Below are 14,241 nucleotides of genomic sequence, written 5' to 3'. Positions count from 1 at the left end.
GCCGGCGCACGACGAAGGGGCCGACGATGAGCGACGTACTGTTCGGCGACGAACACGTTCGGAAGTACGAGGAGACCGACGGCGAGGTCGGCCACGTGTGGCAGGACGGGGTACCGACGCTGGTCCTCACCACCACCGGGCGGAAGACCGGGGAGCCGCGAAAGTCGGCGCTGATCTACCAGTCGCACGGTGGTTCCTACGTCGTCGTCGCGTCCAAGGGCGGTGCGCCCGACCATCCCGGTTGGTACAAGAACCTGGTCGCCGAGCCCCACGTGAAGGTCCAGGTCGGCGCCGAGCGGTTCGATGCCGTGGCCCGCACCGCGAACGCGGAGGAGAAGGCGGAGTTGTGGCCGCTGATGGCTGCGGTGTGGCCGTCCTACGACGATTACCGGGCCAAGACCAACCGCGACATCCCCGTCGTACTGCTCGACCCGTCCTGACCTGCGTGAATGCTCTGCCGGGCCGGTGGGAGGCCCGGCAGAGCGACCCAGGTCACGCCCGTGGCCGGGGCGAGGGCCGTTCGGTGTGGCGCGGGGCATAATCCACGCCATGAGCGAACACTTCGACGTCGTGGTCCTGGGTGCTGGCCCCGGCGGATACACCGCCGCCGTCCGGGCGGCCCAGCTCGGGTACGACACCGCCGTCATCGAGGAGCGCTACTGGGGCGGGGTGTGCCTGAACGTGGGCTGCATCCCGTCGAAGGCGTTGCTGCGGAACGCGGAGCTTGCCCACCTGTTCACCGCCGAGGCCAAGACCTTCGGCATCCAGACGACCGGCGAGGTCACCTTCGACTACGGCGCTGCGTATCAGCGCAGCCGCAAGGTCGCCGACGGTCGCGTCAAGGGCATTCACTACCTGATGAAGAAGAATGCCATCACCCAGTTCAATGGCCGCGGTTCGTTCACCGGGCCGAACGCGATCGACGTGCGGCGCAGTGACGGCGGCACCGACACGGTCACGTTCGACCACTGCATCATCGCTTCCGGCGCCAGCCCGAAACTGCTGCCCGGCACGCAGCGCAGCGAGAACGTGGTCACCTACGAGGAGCAGATCCTCGCCGAGGAGCTGCCGAACAGCATCGTCGTGGCGGGCGCGGGCGCCATCGGCGTCGAGTTCGCCTACGTGTTGCACAACTACGGCGTGCAGGTCACCATCGTCGAGTTCGCCGACCGCATGGTGCCGGCCGAGGACGAGGAGGTGTCGGCCGAACTGGCGCGACGCTACCGCAAACTCGGTGTCGACGTGCTGACCTCAACGAAGGTCGAGTCCATCGAGGACAACGGCACCGGTGTGCGGGTCACCGTGTCGAAGGACGGCCAGCAGCAGGTTCTCGAGGCCGACAAGGTGCTGCAGGCCATGGGTTTCGCGCCGAACGTCGAGGGCTTCGGGCTCGAGAACACCGGCGTGCGGCTCACCGAGCGGGGTGCGATCGACGTCGACGGCCGCGGCCGCACCAACGTGGGGCACATCTTCGCGATCGGTGACGTGACGGCGAAGCTGATGCTCGCGCACGCCGCCGAGTCGATGGCCATGATCGCGGCCGAGACCATCGCGGATGCCGAAACGATGGAACTCGACTTCCGCATGATCCCTCGCGCGACGTACTGCCAGCCGCAGGTCGCCTCGTTCGGGCTCACCGAGCAGGAGGCGCGCGACGCGGGCCACGACGTGCAGGTGCAGAAGTTCCCGTTCACCGCCAACGGCAAGGCGCACGGTCTCGCCGAGCCGGTCGGGTTCGTCAAGATCGTCGCCGACTCCGCGTACGGCGAGTTCCTCGGTGCCCACCTGATCGGCCCCGAGGTCACGGAGCTGCTGCCGGAGCTCACACTCGCCCAGCAGTGGGACCTCACGGTGCACGAGGTCGCCCGCAACGTGCACGCCCACCCGACGCTCGGCGAGGGAATCAAGGAGGCGGTCCACGGCCTCGCGGGCCACATGATCAACATGTGAGGATCGCGGTCGGCCATGGGTGGACCCGTGGCCGGCGAACCGGCCACGCGGCCGGGTGAGCCGAGGCGCCCCGGCCGCGTGTCCTGCATTCGGCCCCGCGTGTCCTGCCTTCGGTACGGCGCGTGCTGCGTTCGGCCTCGTCCGGGCCACGCGGTGTGGTCGCGGGGATTACGGCTCGACGGCCGGTCAGAAGCCGTAGCGCGCGACGGCGTCCGGTCGGATGACGATGCGCACCAGGTCGAGCGCGGACACCTCGGCGAGGTCGGTGGCGCGCGCAGGATCGTCGAGGTCCCAGTACTCGGCTGCGAGGCGGTGGCACAGCTCGGACACGCCGTCCGTGTCGATCGTGGTGGTACCCGAGACCGACACCCAGCGCTCGCGTTCGTCTGCGGGCGAGGCGACCACGATCGAGGCACGGGGATCGCTGCGCAGCCGGGACACCTTCCGCGCCCCGGCTTCCGAGAACAGCTGAATCGTGCCGTCGTCGGTGGCTTCGAACCACACGGGCCGGGGTTGCGGCGGCAGTGGTCCGGCCGCCACGGACAGGAAGCCGTGCAGCGGACGGCGGAGGAACTCGAGGTCGGCGGCGGTCAGCAGCGGGGTCGGCGTCGTGGTCTCGGTCGTCATGTCGACGAGTGAACCCGAGTTGCTCGGACGATCCCATGGGTGGAACGCCGAATCACCTGTGTATTCGTCTACTCTCGGCCGGGTGGACGTGTTCGACGATCTGATCCGCGGCGTGCGTGCACACGGCTCGCTGTTCGGCAGCTCGATGCTGACGCCGCCGTGGGCGTTGCGGTTCGTGGACGGCGCGCCGCTGACCCTGTGCACGGTGCTCGGGGGAGCCGGCTGGATCGTGCCGGAGCACGCTGAGCCGGTTGCGCTGGGTGATCGCGAGACGGTCGTCGTCCGGGGTCCGGAGCCGTTCAGCTTCGTCGACGAGGTCGGTACCCGTGCCGAGCCGGTGGCCTGCGGGCAGCACTGTGCGATTCCCGATCGGGGCGGCACGCGGCATCGTCGCGGTTGGCACGAGTCCGGTGACGCCGACGTGACGTTGATCGTCGGCGCCTATCCGGTACACGGCGAGATCAGCAGCCGGCTGCTGGAGACACTGCCCGATGTGTTGCGTGTGGACAGTGGTGGTACGGGCGACGGGGTGCTGGACCACGTCGCTGAAGAGGTCTCGATCGACCGTCCGGGCCAGCAGGTCGTACTCGACCGGTTGCTCGACTGGATGCTGGTCTGCACGCTGCGGGAGTGGTTCGACCGGCCGGGGGCCGAACCGCCGGCATGGTGGGCGGCTCAACACGACCCGGTCGTCGGTGAGTCGCTGCGGCGGATGCATGCCGAGCCCGCGGCACCGTGGACGGTCGCCGCGTTGGCCGACGGCGCCCGTGTGTCACGGTCGACCCTGGCCAAGCGGTTCGCCGAGCTGATGGGCGAACCGCCGCTGGCCTACCTCACCCGCTGGCGGATGACCCTGGCCGCGGAGCTGCTGGTCGAGCGGAGTTCGGCGACGATCGCCGACGTCGCCCACGCGGTGGGCTACGGCGATCCGTTCGGGTTCAGCGCGGCGTTCAAACGCGTGCGCGGCGTCAGCCCCAGCGAGTTCCGCAGGGCCGCGACCGCCTGACGCCCCTTCCCTGCCACCGTGTTGTCGATTCCGGGGACCGTGTTGCGTTCTCCGGGGACCGTGTTGCGGATCTGCGGGCTCGCGGCGCTCACCATGACCTGGCACCGTGCGGATCGTGGGTGGAAACGCCGTGGGTGGAAATGCCGCACCGCAGTGGCTGATCGACTGGTGCCGGGAGCACCTCCACAGCACGCCGACGCGCGTGCTGTTCCACGAGCAGCGGGAATCCGCGGTGTTCGGCCTCCGGTTGCCGGAGCAGGCGGACGTCGTGGTGAAGGCGCGGCGCGGTGACGGCCGCCTCGGGGCGTGTGTCGAGGCTCAGCGCGCGCTGGCCGAACGGTGGTCGCCGTGTCCTCGGCCGCGCACTCCGGTACTTCCGGTCGGTCCGCTCGCGGTGCACGCCGAAGAGCTGCGCGCCGGTGGAGGGATGCTGCCGGGAAGTTCGCCGGACGTGGCCGAGCGCTACGCCTCGGTGTTCGCCGAACTGATGGCGGAGCTGGCCGAGGTGCGGGTGTCGGTGCCGAGGCCCAATCCTCGGTGGGTGCGATGGGACCACCGCGACGAGGGCCTGTGGCCTTCCGTCGCGAGCCTCGATGGTCGGAACCAGGACGATGTGCCGCCGGAGGTCGACGAGATCGCTCGCCGGGTTCGTCGGCGGTTGTCGGCCGAACGCCTGCCCTCGGTCCTGGGGCATGCGGATTTCGAAGCCCAGAACCTCCGATGGACGGAAACGGGCATTTCCGTCGTGCACGACTGGGACAGCCTGGCGCACCAGCCAGAGGCCGCACTGGTCGGTGCGGCGAGCGGCGGATTCGCCGGTGCGGGGCCTGCGACTCTGGCGCCGGTCGACAGCTCGGCGGCGTTCCTCGAGCGGTACCAGCGCGTGCTCGGCCGCCGGTTCACGGTGACCGAGCAGGAGATCGCGTGGGCGGCGAGCGTGTGGCAGGCAGCCCATCATGCACGTTGGGAAGCCCTCCACGGCGCTCTGCCGGTCTGCGGCGAGGAACTTCGATGCCAAGCAGACGAACGGCTCCGGCTGGCCAATGCCTAGCGCGGGGACACATATCCGCGAGTGCAGCACACGTGCAACCGCGGGTGGGACACACGATCCCCCGTAGGCGACAACACGGACCCCGGAACTCGCAACACGGGCCCCGGGATCCGCAACACGGGCCCCGGGATCCGCAACACGGGCGGGCTGGTTGGCACCTCGGCTCGGTGGGTAGCCGTGCCGGGCAGATCCCGCCATCGGTAAGGAGGAGGCTGTCGATGTCCGGCTTCTTCGGCGAACCGGGCCCCAGTCCGTTCGATCAGTTGCTCGCCCAGTTCTTCGGTGGTTCGAGCCGTGGTGGCACGCCGGGACGGCAGGCGCCGCTGGGGATCACCAGGCTGATGAGCGAGCAGGCGCTGGCGCTGTTGTCGGCGTCGGTGCAGCGGGTCGCCGCGCAGGGGCGCGCCGAGCTCGACTCGCTGCATCTGCTGTGGGGCGCGACGCAAGTGCCGGGCAGCCGCGAGCTGATTCAGCGCGCGGGCGGTGACCCGGACGCACTCGCCACGCGGATCGGCGAGCATTCCGAGCGCGGTTCCACCGGCGGCCCGTCGGCGGCGCCGATACTCACTCCGGGAGCCAAGCGCATCCTGATGGATGCCCACCAGATCTCCCGGCAGCTGCGATCGAGCTACATCGGCCCGGAGCACATTCTGCTGGCGCTCGTGGCGCACCAGGACTCGGCGGCGGGGCGGATGCTCGGTGACGGCGGTGTGACGCCCGAGACGATCCGGCGCGGCTTGGCAGGCCCGGAGTCCGGCGGCGCCGCCGCTGCGCCCCAGACCGGTCAGGCCGCTCGCGGCGGGAGTTCGGGGACGCCGCGTGGCGACGGGACGGGTAATACGCCGACGCTGGATCAGTACGGCCGTGACCTCACCGCGTTGGCCTCCGGGGGTGAGCTCGACCCGGTGGTCGGCAGGGACACCGAGATCGAGCAGACCATCGAGGTGCTCTCGCGCAGGACGAAGAACAACCCGGTGCTGATCGGTGAAGCGGGCGTGGGGAAAACGGCGATCGTGGAAGGCCTCGCGCAGCGCATCTCCGACCGGCAGGTGCCGGACATCCTGGGCGAGCGCAGGGTGATCCAGCTCGACCTCACGGCGATGGTCGCGGGCACCAGGTACCGCGGGGACTTCGAGGAACGGATGACGGCGCTGCTCGACGAGATCCGCGAACACCGCGACGAGCTGATCGTGTTCATCGACGAGCTGCACATGGTCGTCGGGGCCGGATCGTCGGAGGGCTCGATGGGCGCGGGCAACATGCTCAAACCGGCGCTGGCACGCGGCGAGCTGCACATCGTCGGCGCGACGACCCTTGACGAGTATCGCACCAACATCGAGACCGATCCCGCGTTCGAACGCCGGTTCCAGCCGATCCTCGTGCCCGAGCCGACCGTGGAGGACGCGCTGAAGATCCTGCACGGGCTGCGCGACCAGTACGAGGCGCACCATCAGGTGCGGTTCACCGACGAGGCCCTCAACGCTGCCGTCACCATGTCCGACCGCCACATCACCGACCGGCACCTGCCCGACAAGGCGATCGACCTGATCGACCAGGCCGGTGCGCGAGTGCGCATGCGGTCGGCGCGGCGACCGGAAGGCTTGACGGAGCTGCAGGACCGCCTCGACCAGTTGTCGCGCGATCGCGACCAGGCGGTGAGCGAGGAACACTACGAACGGGCCTCCGCGCTGCGCGACGAGATCAACGAGGTGCGGGAACGGATCGAGCAGGCTCGTAGTCAGGACCGGCCGTCCGGCGAGGCCGAGGTCGGCCAGACCGACGTCGCTGAGGTCGTGTCGCGGTTGACGGGGATCCCCGTCGCACAGTTGACCCAGGAGGAACGCGAGCGGCTGCTCAAGCTCGAGGAGCATCTCCACCGTCGCGTCGTGGGCCAGGACGAGGCGGTCGAGGCGATCTCGGAGGCGGTGCGCCGCACGCGTGCAGGGCTCGCCGAACCGAATCGGCCGTCCGGGAGCTTCCTGTTCCTCGGCCCGACCGGGGTCGGCAAGACGGAACTGGCCCGCGCGCTCGCCGAGGCGTTGTTCGGTGACGACGACCGCATGATCCGGCTCGACATGTCCGAGTACGGCGAACGGCACACCGTGTCCCGGCTGATCGGCGCCCCGCCGGGGTATGTCGGCTACGAGGAGGCCGGCCAGCTCACCGAGGCCGTTCGGCGCACGCCGTACTCGGTCGTGCTGCTCGACGAGATCGAGAAGGCACACCCCGAGGTGTTCAACGTCCTGCTGCAGGTCCTCGACGACGGCAGGCTCACCGACGGCCGCGGCCGGACGGTGAACTTCACGAACACGGTGCTGATCATGACGAGCAACATCGGGTCGGAACTCGTGCTGAGCGGGACGCAGGGCGCGCTCGGGTTCACCGCATCCAGCGGCGAAGACGGGGACGAACCCCTGCGCGACCGCTTGCTGCGCAGGCTGCGGGACACTTTCCGGCCGGAGTTCCTCAACCGCATCGACGAGATCATCGTGTTCCGCAAGCTCACGTCCGAGCAGCTGGAGCAGGTGACGTCGCTGCTGCTGGAGGAGACGCGGCGGAAGGCGCGCGCTCAGGACGTCGAGGTGGACGTCAGCGAGGACGCGGTGCGTTGGCTCGCCGAGACCGGGTACCAGCCCGAGTACGGCGCGCGCCCGCTACGGCGCACGATCCAGCGCGAGGTGGACAACGTGCTGTCCCGGATGCTGCTCGGTGGCGAGATCGCCGAAGGCACCACGGTGCGGATCGACGTCGCGTCCGAGGGCGGGCTGCGGTTCGACGTCGTCGAGCACGCCGCCGTCTGACCGGGTAGCCGTCTGATCGGGTAGCCGTCTGACCGGGTGGCGCCCTGATCCGGTCGCTGTCCGGCCGGGGGTGGCTACGGTGGTGGCGTGTCCATCGCCGACGAGCACGTTCAGACCTTCGAGGACGCGCGTGGTCGGTTGCTGGCCATCGCCTACCGCATGCTCGGCACCGTGGCCGACGCCGAGGACGCCGTTCAGGACACGTTCGTCCGCTGGTCGGGCGCTGGACACGGGGACGTGCGCGAACCGGTGGCGTGGCTGACGCGGGTCCTGACCAACGTGTGCCTGAACCGGCTGACCTCGGCCAGGGCCCGGCGCGAGGAGTACGTCGGGCCCTGGCTCCCGGAACCGGTCGTCACCGAACAGCCGCTGACGACGCTCGCCGATCGCGAGTCGGTGTCGATGGCGATGCTCGTGATCCTCGAACGGCTGACACCGCCCGAGCGGGCGGTGTTCGTGCTGAGGGAGGCGTTCGGTTACGCGCACGCGGAGATCGCGGCCATGCTCGACATCACCGAGGTGTCCAGCCAACAGCTGCAGCGCAGGGCCCGCGGGCACGTGGCCGACGGCAGGGCCAGGTTCACCACGTCGACCGAGGAGTGCAGGCGGATCACCGAGCGCTTCCTGTCCGCGGCGCGCGGTGGTGACCAGGATGCGTTGCGCAGTCTGTTCCGCGATGACGTCGTCGCGTGGGCCGACGGTGGTGGCAAGTCCACCGCCGCCCGCCACCCGATCTCGGGTGCCGACAGGGTGACCCGTTATCTGGCGTGGATGAGCTGGGACATCCCCGGCCTCGCCATCGCACTGCCGGACATCAACGGGGCACCGGGCCTGGTGGCCTCGGTCGACGGGGCGATCGTGCTCGCCGTGTCGCTGCACATCGTCGACGGTGCAATCGCCGACATCTATCTCGTCGTCAATCCGGACAAGCTCGCGCGGCTCACCCTGCCGTGATCCGAGTGTGACGGGCGACACGCCGGGTCGTCGTCAGCTTTCGCGCCGCTGTGCGGTTCATGAGGTGACGTGCTCGGTGTGGAAGGAGTTCCCATGTCTCATCGGATCGTGATCCTCGGCGGTGGCTACGCGGGTGTGACGGCGGCGAATCGGATCGCCCGCAGACTCGACGGTGCCGAGGTGACGTTGGTGAACGAACGTGCCACGTTCGTCGAGCGGGTGCGGCTGCATCAGGTCGCGGCGGGTGAGTCGCTCGCGTCGCGGCCGTTGCGCGAGCTGGTGCGACCGGGTGTCGACGTCGTCGTGGGCCGCGCCGGCCGCATCGACCTCGAACGACGGCAGGTCGTGCTGGACGGCGGTGCCGAGTCCGAGCCTGCACCGCTGCCGTACGACACGCTCGTCTACGCGCTCGGCAGCGTCGCGGCACCCGGGCCCGATGACGCCGTCGCGCTGGCGACCGCCGACGACGCGTGGTGGGCACGTGACCGCGTTGCCGAACTGGTGGCCGAACACGGCACGGTCGCGGTCGTCGGAGGCGGGTTGACGGGTATCGAGGCCGCGACCGAACTCGCTGAGCGTCACCCTGCCGTGCGGGTGCGCCTGGTGTCCGATGTGGAACCGGGGCCGTGGTTGTCGCATCGTGCACAGGGACATCTGCGAAGGGTTTTCCACGGACTCGGAATCGAGGTCGCCGGCGGCTCGGTCGCCGATGTCCGGGACGGTTCCGTGCGGCTCACCGACGGCCGGGTCGTCGGGGCGGGGCTCACGTTGGCGTGTACCGGTTTCGCGGTGCCGGCCGTCGCACGCGACTCCGGACTGGCCGTCGACGAGGTGGGCCGGATTCGTGTCGACCGCACGCTCCGGTCGGTGTCCCATCCGGACGTCTACGCGGTCGGCGACGCCGCCGTGCCGCAGCTGCCGAACGGGCGTCCGTTCCGCATGGCGTGTGCGACCGCGTTGCCGATGAGCGCGGCCGCGGGCGCGGCGATCGCCGACCGGTTGGCCGGCCGCAGGCCCACGGGGTTGCGTTTCCGGTACGTCAACCAGTGCGTCAGCCTGGGCAGGCGGAACGGGGTGATCCAGGCGGTGGCTGCCGATGACCATCCACATCGGATTGTCCTCACCGGTGCGGTCGCGGCGCGTTACAAGGAAACCGTCGTCCGCGGCGCGACGTGGTTCACCGCCCACCCCGGGCCGAATCGTCCCGTGCCGCGGACCAGGGTGTGACGTTCAGCGGTCGAGTGCTCCGAGGAAATGCTGCACGGCGTCGTTGAAGGCGACCTCGTGCTCCAGATTCGGAAGGTGCGCCGTGCCGTCGAGGACGAGGAGACGGCCCCGCGGCACGGCGTCCGCCATATCGCGGGCGACCGGGACAGGGGTGACTGTGTCGTGGTCGCCGACGACGACGAGTGTGGGTACCGCGATCTCGGTGAGCTCGGGCCGGTAATCGGGGCGCATCGCCCGGCCGCGGAGTGCGGCTGCCGCGCCCTGGGCCGGTGCCGTGGTCATCATGCGGTGGACGTGCCGGACGGTGGCGGGGAGTGTCCGGATGCTGCCGGGCGCGAGCATCCGCGGCAGCATTTCCCCTGCGAACCCGTGCATGCCCTCGGTCAGCAGGCGGTCGGCCGTCGCGTGACGCGCGACGACCCCGGCGGCGTCCTCGGGGAGCGGCGACGACGCGGCGATCAACAGCTCCCGGAGCCGGTATTGCTCCGACCGTTCTCGGAGCAATCGGTGGGTGGCAAGCGCGATCTGCCCGCCCATCGAGAGCCCGCCGAGGGCGAAGCTCTCGATGTCGAGCTCGTCCAGCAGAGCGAGGAGGTCGCCTGCGAACACCTCGAGTGGCGTGCACGCGTCATCGCCCGGCGTTTCGCCGTATCCACGCAGGTCAGGAACGACGACGCGCCACCCTGCCGCGGCCAGTCGTTCCCGTTGCGGCCACCACATCGACCGGTCGAACGGATGGCCGTGGAGCAGGACGACGGCGGGGCCGTGCCCCGCGTCGTCGTAGGCCGTTGCCGTGCCGGGGGCGGCCGTCGCTCGTGTCGCCGTCATGGTTGTGACGCTAGAAGGTCAATTGGCTCGGTGCAATGAAAACATTGATCTCGGTACAATTCTCTGGAAGGGTGAGATCATGGTGGGTTCCAACGCCGAGGACTACCGGGTCATCGCCGAAGGGGTCGCCGCGGACATCGCGGCGGGACGGCTGCGGGTGGGGGAACGGTTGCCGCCGCAGCGCCGGTTCGCGCGGGATCACGGCATCGCCACGTCGACGGCATCCCGCGTGTACACGGAGCTGACCCGGCGCGGGCTCGTCGTCGGTGAGGTGGGCAGGGGCACGTTCGTCCGGGCAGCCGTGCCACCCGTCGACCCGCCCGGTGGGGAGCCGGCAGGGGCGCGGGTGGATCTCGAACTGAACTTCCCGTCGTTGCCGGGGCAGTCGGAGCTGCTGACCCGTGGCCTGTCCGGCGCGCTCCGGCCGGATGCGTTCGACGCGGCGTCGGCACCCGTTCCCGTCGGCGGCACCGCGGAGGCACGTCGGGTCGCGGCGGGCCTGCTCGGGGATGTCGACCCGGACGGTGTGCTGTTCACCGGCAACGGGCGGCAGGCGATCGCCGCCGCCATCGCGGCCCTCGTGCCCACGGGCGGACGGCTCGGGGTGGAAGCGCTGACCTACCCGGTGGTCCGCGGGCTCGCCGGCAACCGCGGCGTCACCCTCGTACCGCTCGACGTCGACGAGGACGGCATGCGCCCTGATGCGCTCGAACAGGCGGCGGTCGATGCGGTGTATGTACAGCCCGCGCTGCAGAACCCGCTCGGATCGACGATGCCTGCGGAGCGGAAGGAGGAGTTCGCGGAGGTGGTTCGCGATCGCGGTGTTCCGGTGATCGAGGATCGGGTGAACGCATTTCTCTGCGACGAACCGCAATTGGCCGACCACATACCGGAATGCACGGTCGTCGTCGACAGCTTGTCGAAACGGATCGCGCCGGGGCTGACCCTCGGCTTGGTCGCCGCTCCCGCGTCGCGGCGGGACGGGGTCGCGCGGGCGCTACGGAGCGGCGGATGGGCCGCGACCGGATTCGCACTCGACGCCGCCACCCGATGGATCGGCGACGGCACGGTCGCTGAGCTCGTCCGCGGAAAGCGTGCCGACGCGGCCCGGCGGCAGGAGCTCATGCGTTCCCGGCTGGACGGGTTCGCGATACGCGCCGACCCCCGCGCCTATCACTGCTGGTGGGAGCTTCCCGTGCCGTGGCGGGCCGACACCTTCGTCGCCGCAGCGGCCCGTCACGGCATCGCGATCAGCCCGGCGGCGTCGTTCACGATCGACGAGGGGCACGCGCCCTCCGCGGTTCGGCTCGCACTGGCCGCGCCGGCCGAATCCGTGCTCGCGGCCTCCCTCGACGTGCTCGCGCGATTGGCGCGCGGAGGGCCGGACGACACGGGACCGAACTGAAGCGGATTCGCTCGGGCTCAGCGTTGCCGGGCTTCGCGTTGCAGGCCCCCGTGTTTGGGGCGCCGTGTTTCAGGGCCCCTGTTGCCGGCTCCGGGTTTCAACGGAATTCGATCTTCGCCGCGGGGAGGTTCCGCGGGGAAAAGTGATCACTGGCCGTCCCGGCGCTGCTCCGGTGAAACTTGAGCTTCGCCACATTACGGCAGAAACCCGGACACCCGACGTTAACGTGGATGCGAGCCCGGATTCTCCGGAGATATTTCCGGCACCGAGTTTCCCCGATGCCCCGTGCTTTCACCGAACTTTGTGCCATGACCGTAGGGAACAGCCATGACCGCATCCGGCAACGCCGACCAGACGAACGTGGGCGCCCCGGCCGACCCCGGCGCGCTGGCCGCCCGCGCTGAAGACGCGACGCGCACCCTGCAGCAGTGGGCTGCCCGCCGCGGCTCTCACCCGCGGGCCGACCACGAGGCGGAACTGCACGAGGTCCTGAGCTCGCTGCGACAGCTCGCCGAGAATCTCGCCCGCTTCCTGCCCGAAGCGGGTCTGCATCTCGAGCAGCAGCTCTGGTCCGGCAACGTCGGTGAGGACGCGGCCTACGGAGAGCTGACGCAGTCGACGTTCGAGGCGGCGGCCGCGTTGGCGCGGGCGCAGCGCATGGCGGCCCAGTTGGGCCGCGAGCTCCACACCGCCGAACTCGCGAGCCGTTCGCTCGTCACCCAGTGACACCGCCGGTCAGCCGCCGGGTCGTGCGCTGATCGGTCACCCCGCCCGGTCGTTTCCCGGTGCGGCGCTGTCCGCCGCGGGTCTGTCCGGACGGTTCTTCCTCGGGGTGCCGGCGGCCGGCGTCCGGTTCGTCGGTGCATTGCGGATCGGCCCGTAGTACTGCGTTCGTTTCACGCTGTTGCCTGATCGCTTCGATCAGTTCCGCTTTGCTCATGTGGGCCGTGGCGAAGATGCCGAGCGCCCGTGCCGACTCAGCGAGTTCGGCCGTATTCGCATTGTCATTGTCTTGCTGTTCCGGGATATGCACCATATTCGGCAGATACCCGGCGTCGTGGTTTCCAAACCGGGACACCCCGCGCGAAAGTCCATTGAGGACACCGGGTGTATTTGGTGTGAGTCGTGGCACAGAAAATGCGGCCCGGCGGGGTCGGAACCCGGCATTCCGGATTCCGACCCCGCCGGGTCCTTTCGTTACTTGATTTCGATCCGGCGTGCCGCGTCCTCGGGGCGCTTCGGCACGCGCACGGTCAGTACGCCGTCGGCCAGTTCGGCGCTCACCTGGTTGGGGTCGACCCCCTCGGGCAGGGTGACGGCGTACCGGAACTGGCCGGTGCGCCGGGCGCGGCGGCGGAAATTCCCTTCGCGCTCGGCGATCTCGCCGTCGATGGTCAGTCTCCCCTCGGCCAGGTCGACCGCGATGTCTTCGCGCTTCACACCCGGCAGCTCGACGTCGACCGCATAGCCCTCGTCGGTCTCGCGGACGTCGGCGGCGGGCGACCAGGCCGCTGTCCGGTTGTCCGCGGCGCCGGCCAGCAGGCGCTGCAGTTCGTCGAACTCGCGCAGCGGGCTCCACGTCGGGGCCGGAGCGTGCAGTGTGCGCGGTGTGCGGGTGCGCAGTACCGGGAATGCCATGTCGTTCATCCCTTCTCGGGCTCGAGGCCCGCGGCTCGGGCCTGCCATCCCGTCCAACCGAGTTGCGGCCTGCTTTGTTCCCAAAGTTGAGCGGTGTTCGCTCAAGGCGATGTCCAGGGAGTTCAGCGCCCTCGTGGTTGCCTTATAGGGGTAGGGGGTATATGGTAACCGAGTCGACAGCGAAGGAGGCACGTCATGCGGGGTTACAGCGGCGACAAGGACGCCTATCTGAAGCGGCTGCGCCGGATCGAAGGGCAGATCCGGGGACTGCAGCGGATGGTCGATGACGACGAGTACTGCATCGACATCCTCACGCAGGTCTCGGCCGCGACGAAGGCGCTGCAGTCACTGTCGCTGGGCCTGCTCGACGAGCACCTGAAGCACTGCGTCGCCGAGGCCGTCGCCGAAGGCGGCGAGGCGGCCGACGAGAAGGTGCGCGAGGCGAGCGAGGCGATCGCCCGTCTCGTGCGCTCGTGACCGGTGAACCACAGGCGATTCCGAAGAAGGGGCGATCGTGATGTTCGAGAAGACCTACACCGTGACCGGCATGACCTGCCAGCACTGCGTGGCGTCGGTGACCGAGGAGGTCGGCGAGCTCGACGGCGTGCGTGGCGTGGACGTCGACCTCGGCACCGGGGCGGTGACCGTGACGAGCGATGCCGCGCTGACCGATGACGCAGTTCGCTCGGCGGTGGAGGAAGCCGGGTACACGCTGGCCGCGTAAGGCCGCACGACAGCAACGGATGATCCGCGA

General features: G+C 69.8%; 15 protein-coding genes. 11 read left to right on the top strand and 4 right to left on the bottom strand.

What is annotated here, in order from left to right:
• Positions 1-26 precede the first annotated feature (26 nt).
• Together LY12_RS10125 and lpdA are read left to right on the top strand one after the other, a co-directional pair.
• Positions 27-440, top strand: a complete 414-nt coding sequence (locus LY12_RS10125) for a nitroreductase family deazaflavin-dependent oxidoreductase (protein WP_253855386.1) — start codon at positions 27-29, stop codon at positions 438-440.
• Positions 441-549: 109 nt separating this feature from the next.
• Positions 550-1,950 (top strand): dihydrolipoyl dehydrogenase, encoded by a 1,401-nt coding sequence (lpdA, locus tag LY12_RS10120; protein WP_253855385.1) that lies wholly within the window; start codon positions 550-552, stop codon positions 1,948-1,950.
• A 186-nt stretch (positions 1,951-2,136) separates the two neighbouring features.
• On the opposite strand, the gene LY12_RS10115 is transcribed toward lpdA, so the two are convergent.
• On the bottom strand, positions 2,137-2,577 hold the full coding sequence (locus LY12_RS10115; protein WP_253855384.1) for a pyridoxamine 5'-phosphate oxidase family protein: 441 nt from the start codon (positions 2,575-2,577) through the stop codon (positions 2,137-2,139).
• Positions 2,578-2,659: 82 nt separating this feature from the next.
• Here LY12_RS10115 and LY12_RS10110 point away from each other — a divergent pair, with 82 nt between their 5' ends.
• From LY12_RS10110 to LY12_RS10090, 5 genes are all read left to right on the top strand, one after another.
• A complete protein-coding gene (locus LY12_RS10110; protein WP_253855383.1) occupies positions 2,660-3,583 on the top strand; it encodes an AraC family transcriptional regulator in 924 nt (307 codons plus the stop codon).
• 115 nt (positions 3,584-3,698) lie between these two features.
• Positions 3,699-4,634, top strand: coding sequence for a phosphotransferase (locus LY12_RS10105; protein ID WP_253855381.1), 936 nt, complete (start codon positions 3,699-3,701; stop codon positions 4,632-4,634).
• Positions 4,635-4,852: 218 nt separating this feature from the next.
• The gene (locus LY12_RS10100) at positions 4,853-7,435 is read left to right on the top strand and encodes an ATP-dependent Clp protease ATP-binding subunit (RefSeq protein ID WP_253855379.1); all 2,583 of its coding nucleotides are present in this window, start codon (positions 4,853-4,855) and stop codon (positions 7,433-7,435) included.
• 87 nt (positions 7,436-7,522) lie between these two features.
• Positions 7,523-8,389, top strand: coding sequence for an RNA polymerase sigma-70 factor (locus tag LY12_RS10095; RefSeq protein ID WP_253855377.1), 867 nt, complete (start codon positions 7,523-7,525; stop codon positions 8,387-8,389).
• 93 nt (positions 8,390-8,482) lie between these two features.
• Positions 8,483-9,616 (top strand): NAD(P)/FAD-dependent oxidoreductase, encoded by a 1,134-nt coding sequence (locus tag LY12_RS10090; RefSeq protein WP_253855375.1) that lies wholly within the window; start codon positions 8,483-8,485, stop codon positions 9,614-9,616.
• Positions 9,617-9,619: 3 nt separating this feature from the next.
• On the opposite strand, the gene LY12_RS10085 is transcribed toward LY12_RS10090, so the two are convergent.
• Entirely contained in the window at positions 9,620-10,444 is an 825-nt protein-coding gene (locus tag LY12_RS10085) for an alpha/beta fold hydrolase (RefSeq protein WP_253855373.1), read from the bottom strand.
• Positions 10,445-10,523: 79 nt separating this feature from the next.
• Here LY12_RS10085 and LY12_RS10080 point away from each other — a divergent pair, with 79 nt between their 5' ends.
• Together LY12_RS10080 and LY12_RS10075 are read left to right on the top strand one after the other, a co-directional pair.
• Positions 10,524-11,849, top strand: coding sequence for an aminotransferase-like domain-containing protein (locus LY12_RS10080; protein WP_253855371.1), 1,326 nt, complete (start codon positions 10,524-10,526; stop codon positions 11,847-11,849).
• 327 nt (positions 11,850-12,176) lie between these two features.
• On the top strand, positions 12,177-12,575 hold the full coding sequence (locus tag LY12_RS10075) for a hypothetical protein (protein ID WP_253855369.1): 399 nt from the start codon (positions 12,177-12,179) through the stop codon (positions 12,573-12,575).
• Here LY12_RS10075 and LY12_RS10070 read toward each other — a convergent pair.
• Together LY12_RS10070 and LY12_RS10065 are read right to left on the bottom strand one after the other, a co-directional pair.
• Positions 12,565-12,927 carry a hypothetical protein gene (locus LY12_RS10070; RefSeq protein ID WP_253855367.1) on the bottom strand — a complete coding sequence of 121 codons (363 nt, stop codon included), beginning with the start codon at positions 12,925-12,927 and terminating at the stop codon, positions 12,565-12,567. The two genes, LY12_RS10075 and LY12_RS10070, sit on opposite strands and share 11 nt — an antisense overlap.
• Positions 12,928-13,046: 119 nt before the next feature.
• The gene (locus LY12_RS10065; protein ID WP_253855365.1) at positions 13,047-13,487 is read right to left on the bottom strand and encodes an Hsp20/alpha crystallin family protein; all 441 of its coding nucleotides are present in this window, start codon (positions 13,485-13,487) and stop codon (positions 13,047-13,049) included.
• A 195-nt stretch (positions 13,488-13,682) separates the two neighbouring features.
• Here LY12_RS10065 and LY12_RS10060 point away from each other — a divergent pair, with 195 nt between their 5' ends.
• Together LY12_RS10060 and LY12_RS10055 are read left to right on the top strand one after the other, a co-directional pair.
• Positions 13,683-13,964, top strand: a complete 282-nt coding sequence (locus tag LY12_RS10060; protein WP_253855363.1) for a metal-sensitive transcriptional regulator — start codon at positions 13,683-13,685, stop codon at positions 13,962-13,964.
• A gap of 40 nt (positions 13,965-14,004) precedes the next feature.
• Positions 14,005-14,211: a heavy-metal-associated domain-containing protein gene (locus tag LY12_RS10055; RefSeq protein WP_253857276.1), complete on the top strand. Its 207-nt coding sequence runs from the start codon at positions 14,005-14,007 to the stop codon at positions 14,209-14,211.
• Positions 14,212-14,241: the final 30 nt, after the last annotated feature.

The sequence above is a fragment of the Prauserella alba genome, from assembly GCF_024171735.1.
GTDB lineage: Bacteria > Actinomycetota > Actinomycetes > Mycobacteriales > Pseudonocardiaceae > Prauserella > Prauserella alba.
Note: the sequence above shows the minus strand (reverse complement) of the source record. Positions and strands in the feature narration are given on the sequence as shown.

Coding starts and splice junctions, on each gene's coding strand:
- LY12_RS10125 (WP_253855386.1), top strand. CDS start 27: ATGAGCGACGTACTGTTCGGCGACGAACACGTTCGGAAGTACGAGGAG.
- lpdA (WP_253855385.1), top strand. CDS start 550: ATGAGCGAACACTTCGACGTCGTGGTCCTGGGTGCTGGCCCCGGCGGA.
- LY12_RS10115 (WP_253855384.1), bottom strand. CDS start 2,577: ATGACGACCGAGACCACGACGCCGACCCCGCTGCTGACCGCCGCCGAC.
- LY12_RS10100 (WP_253855379.1), top strand. CDS start 4,853: ATGTCCGGCTTCTTCGGCGAACCGGGCCCCAGTCCGTTCGATCAGTTG.
- LY12_RS10090 (WP_253855375.1), top strand. CDS start 8,483: ATGTCTCATCGGATCGTGATCCTCGGCGGTGGCTACGCGGGTGTGACG.
- LY12_RS10085 (WP_253855373.1), bottom strand. CDS start 10,444: ATGACGGCGACACGAGCGACGGCCGCCCCCGGCACGGCAACGGCCTAC.
- LY12_RS10080 (WP_253855371.1), top strand. CDS start 10,524: ATGGTGGGTTCCAACGCCGAGGACTACCGGGTCATCGCCGAAGGGGTC.
- LY12_RS10075 (WP_253855369.1), top strand. CDS start 12,177: ATGACCGCATCCGGCAACGCCGACCAGACGAACGTGGGCGCCCCGGCC.
- LY12_RS10065 (WP_253855365.1), bottom strand. CDS start 13,487: ATGGCATTCCCGGTACTGCGCACCCGCACACCGCGCACACTGCACGCT.
- LY12_RS10060 (WP_253855363.1), top strand. CDS start 13,683: ATGCGGGGTTACAGCGGCGACAAGGACGCCTATCTGAAGCGGCTGCGC.
- LY12_RS10055 (WP_253857276.1), top strand. CDS start 14,005: ATGTTCGAGAAGACCTACACCGTGACCGGCATGACCTGCCAGCACTGC.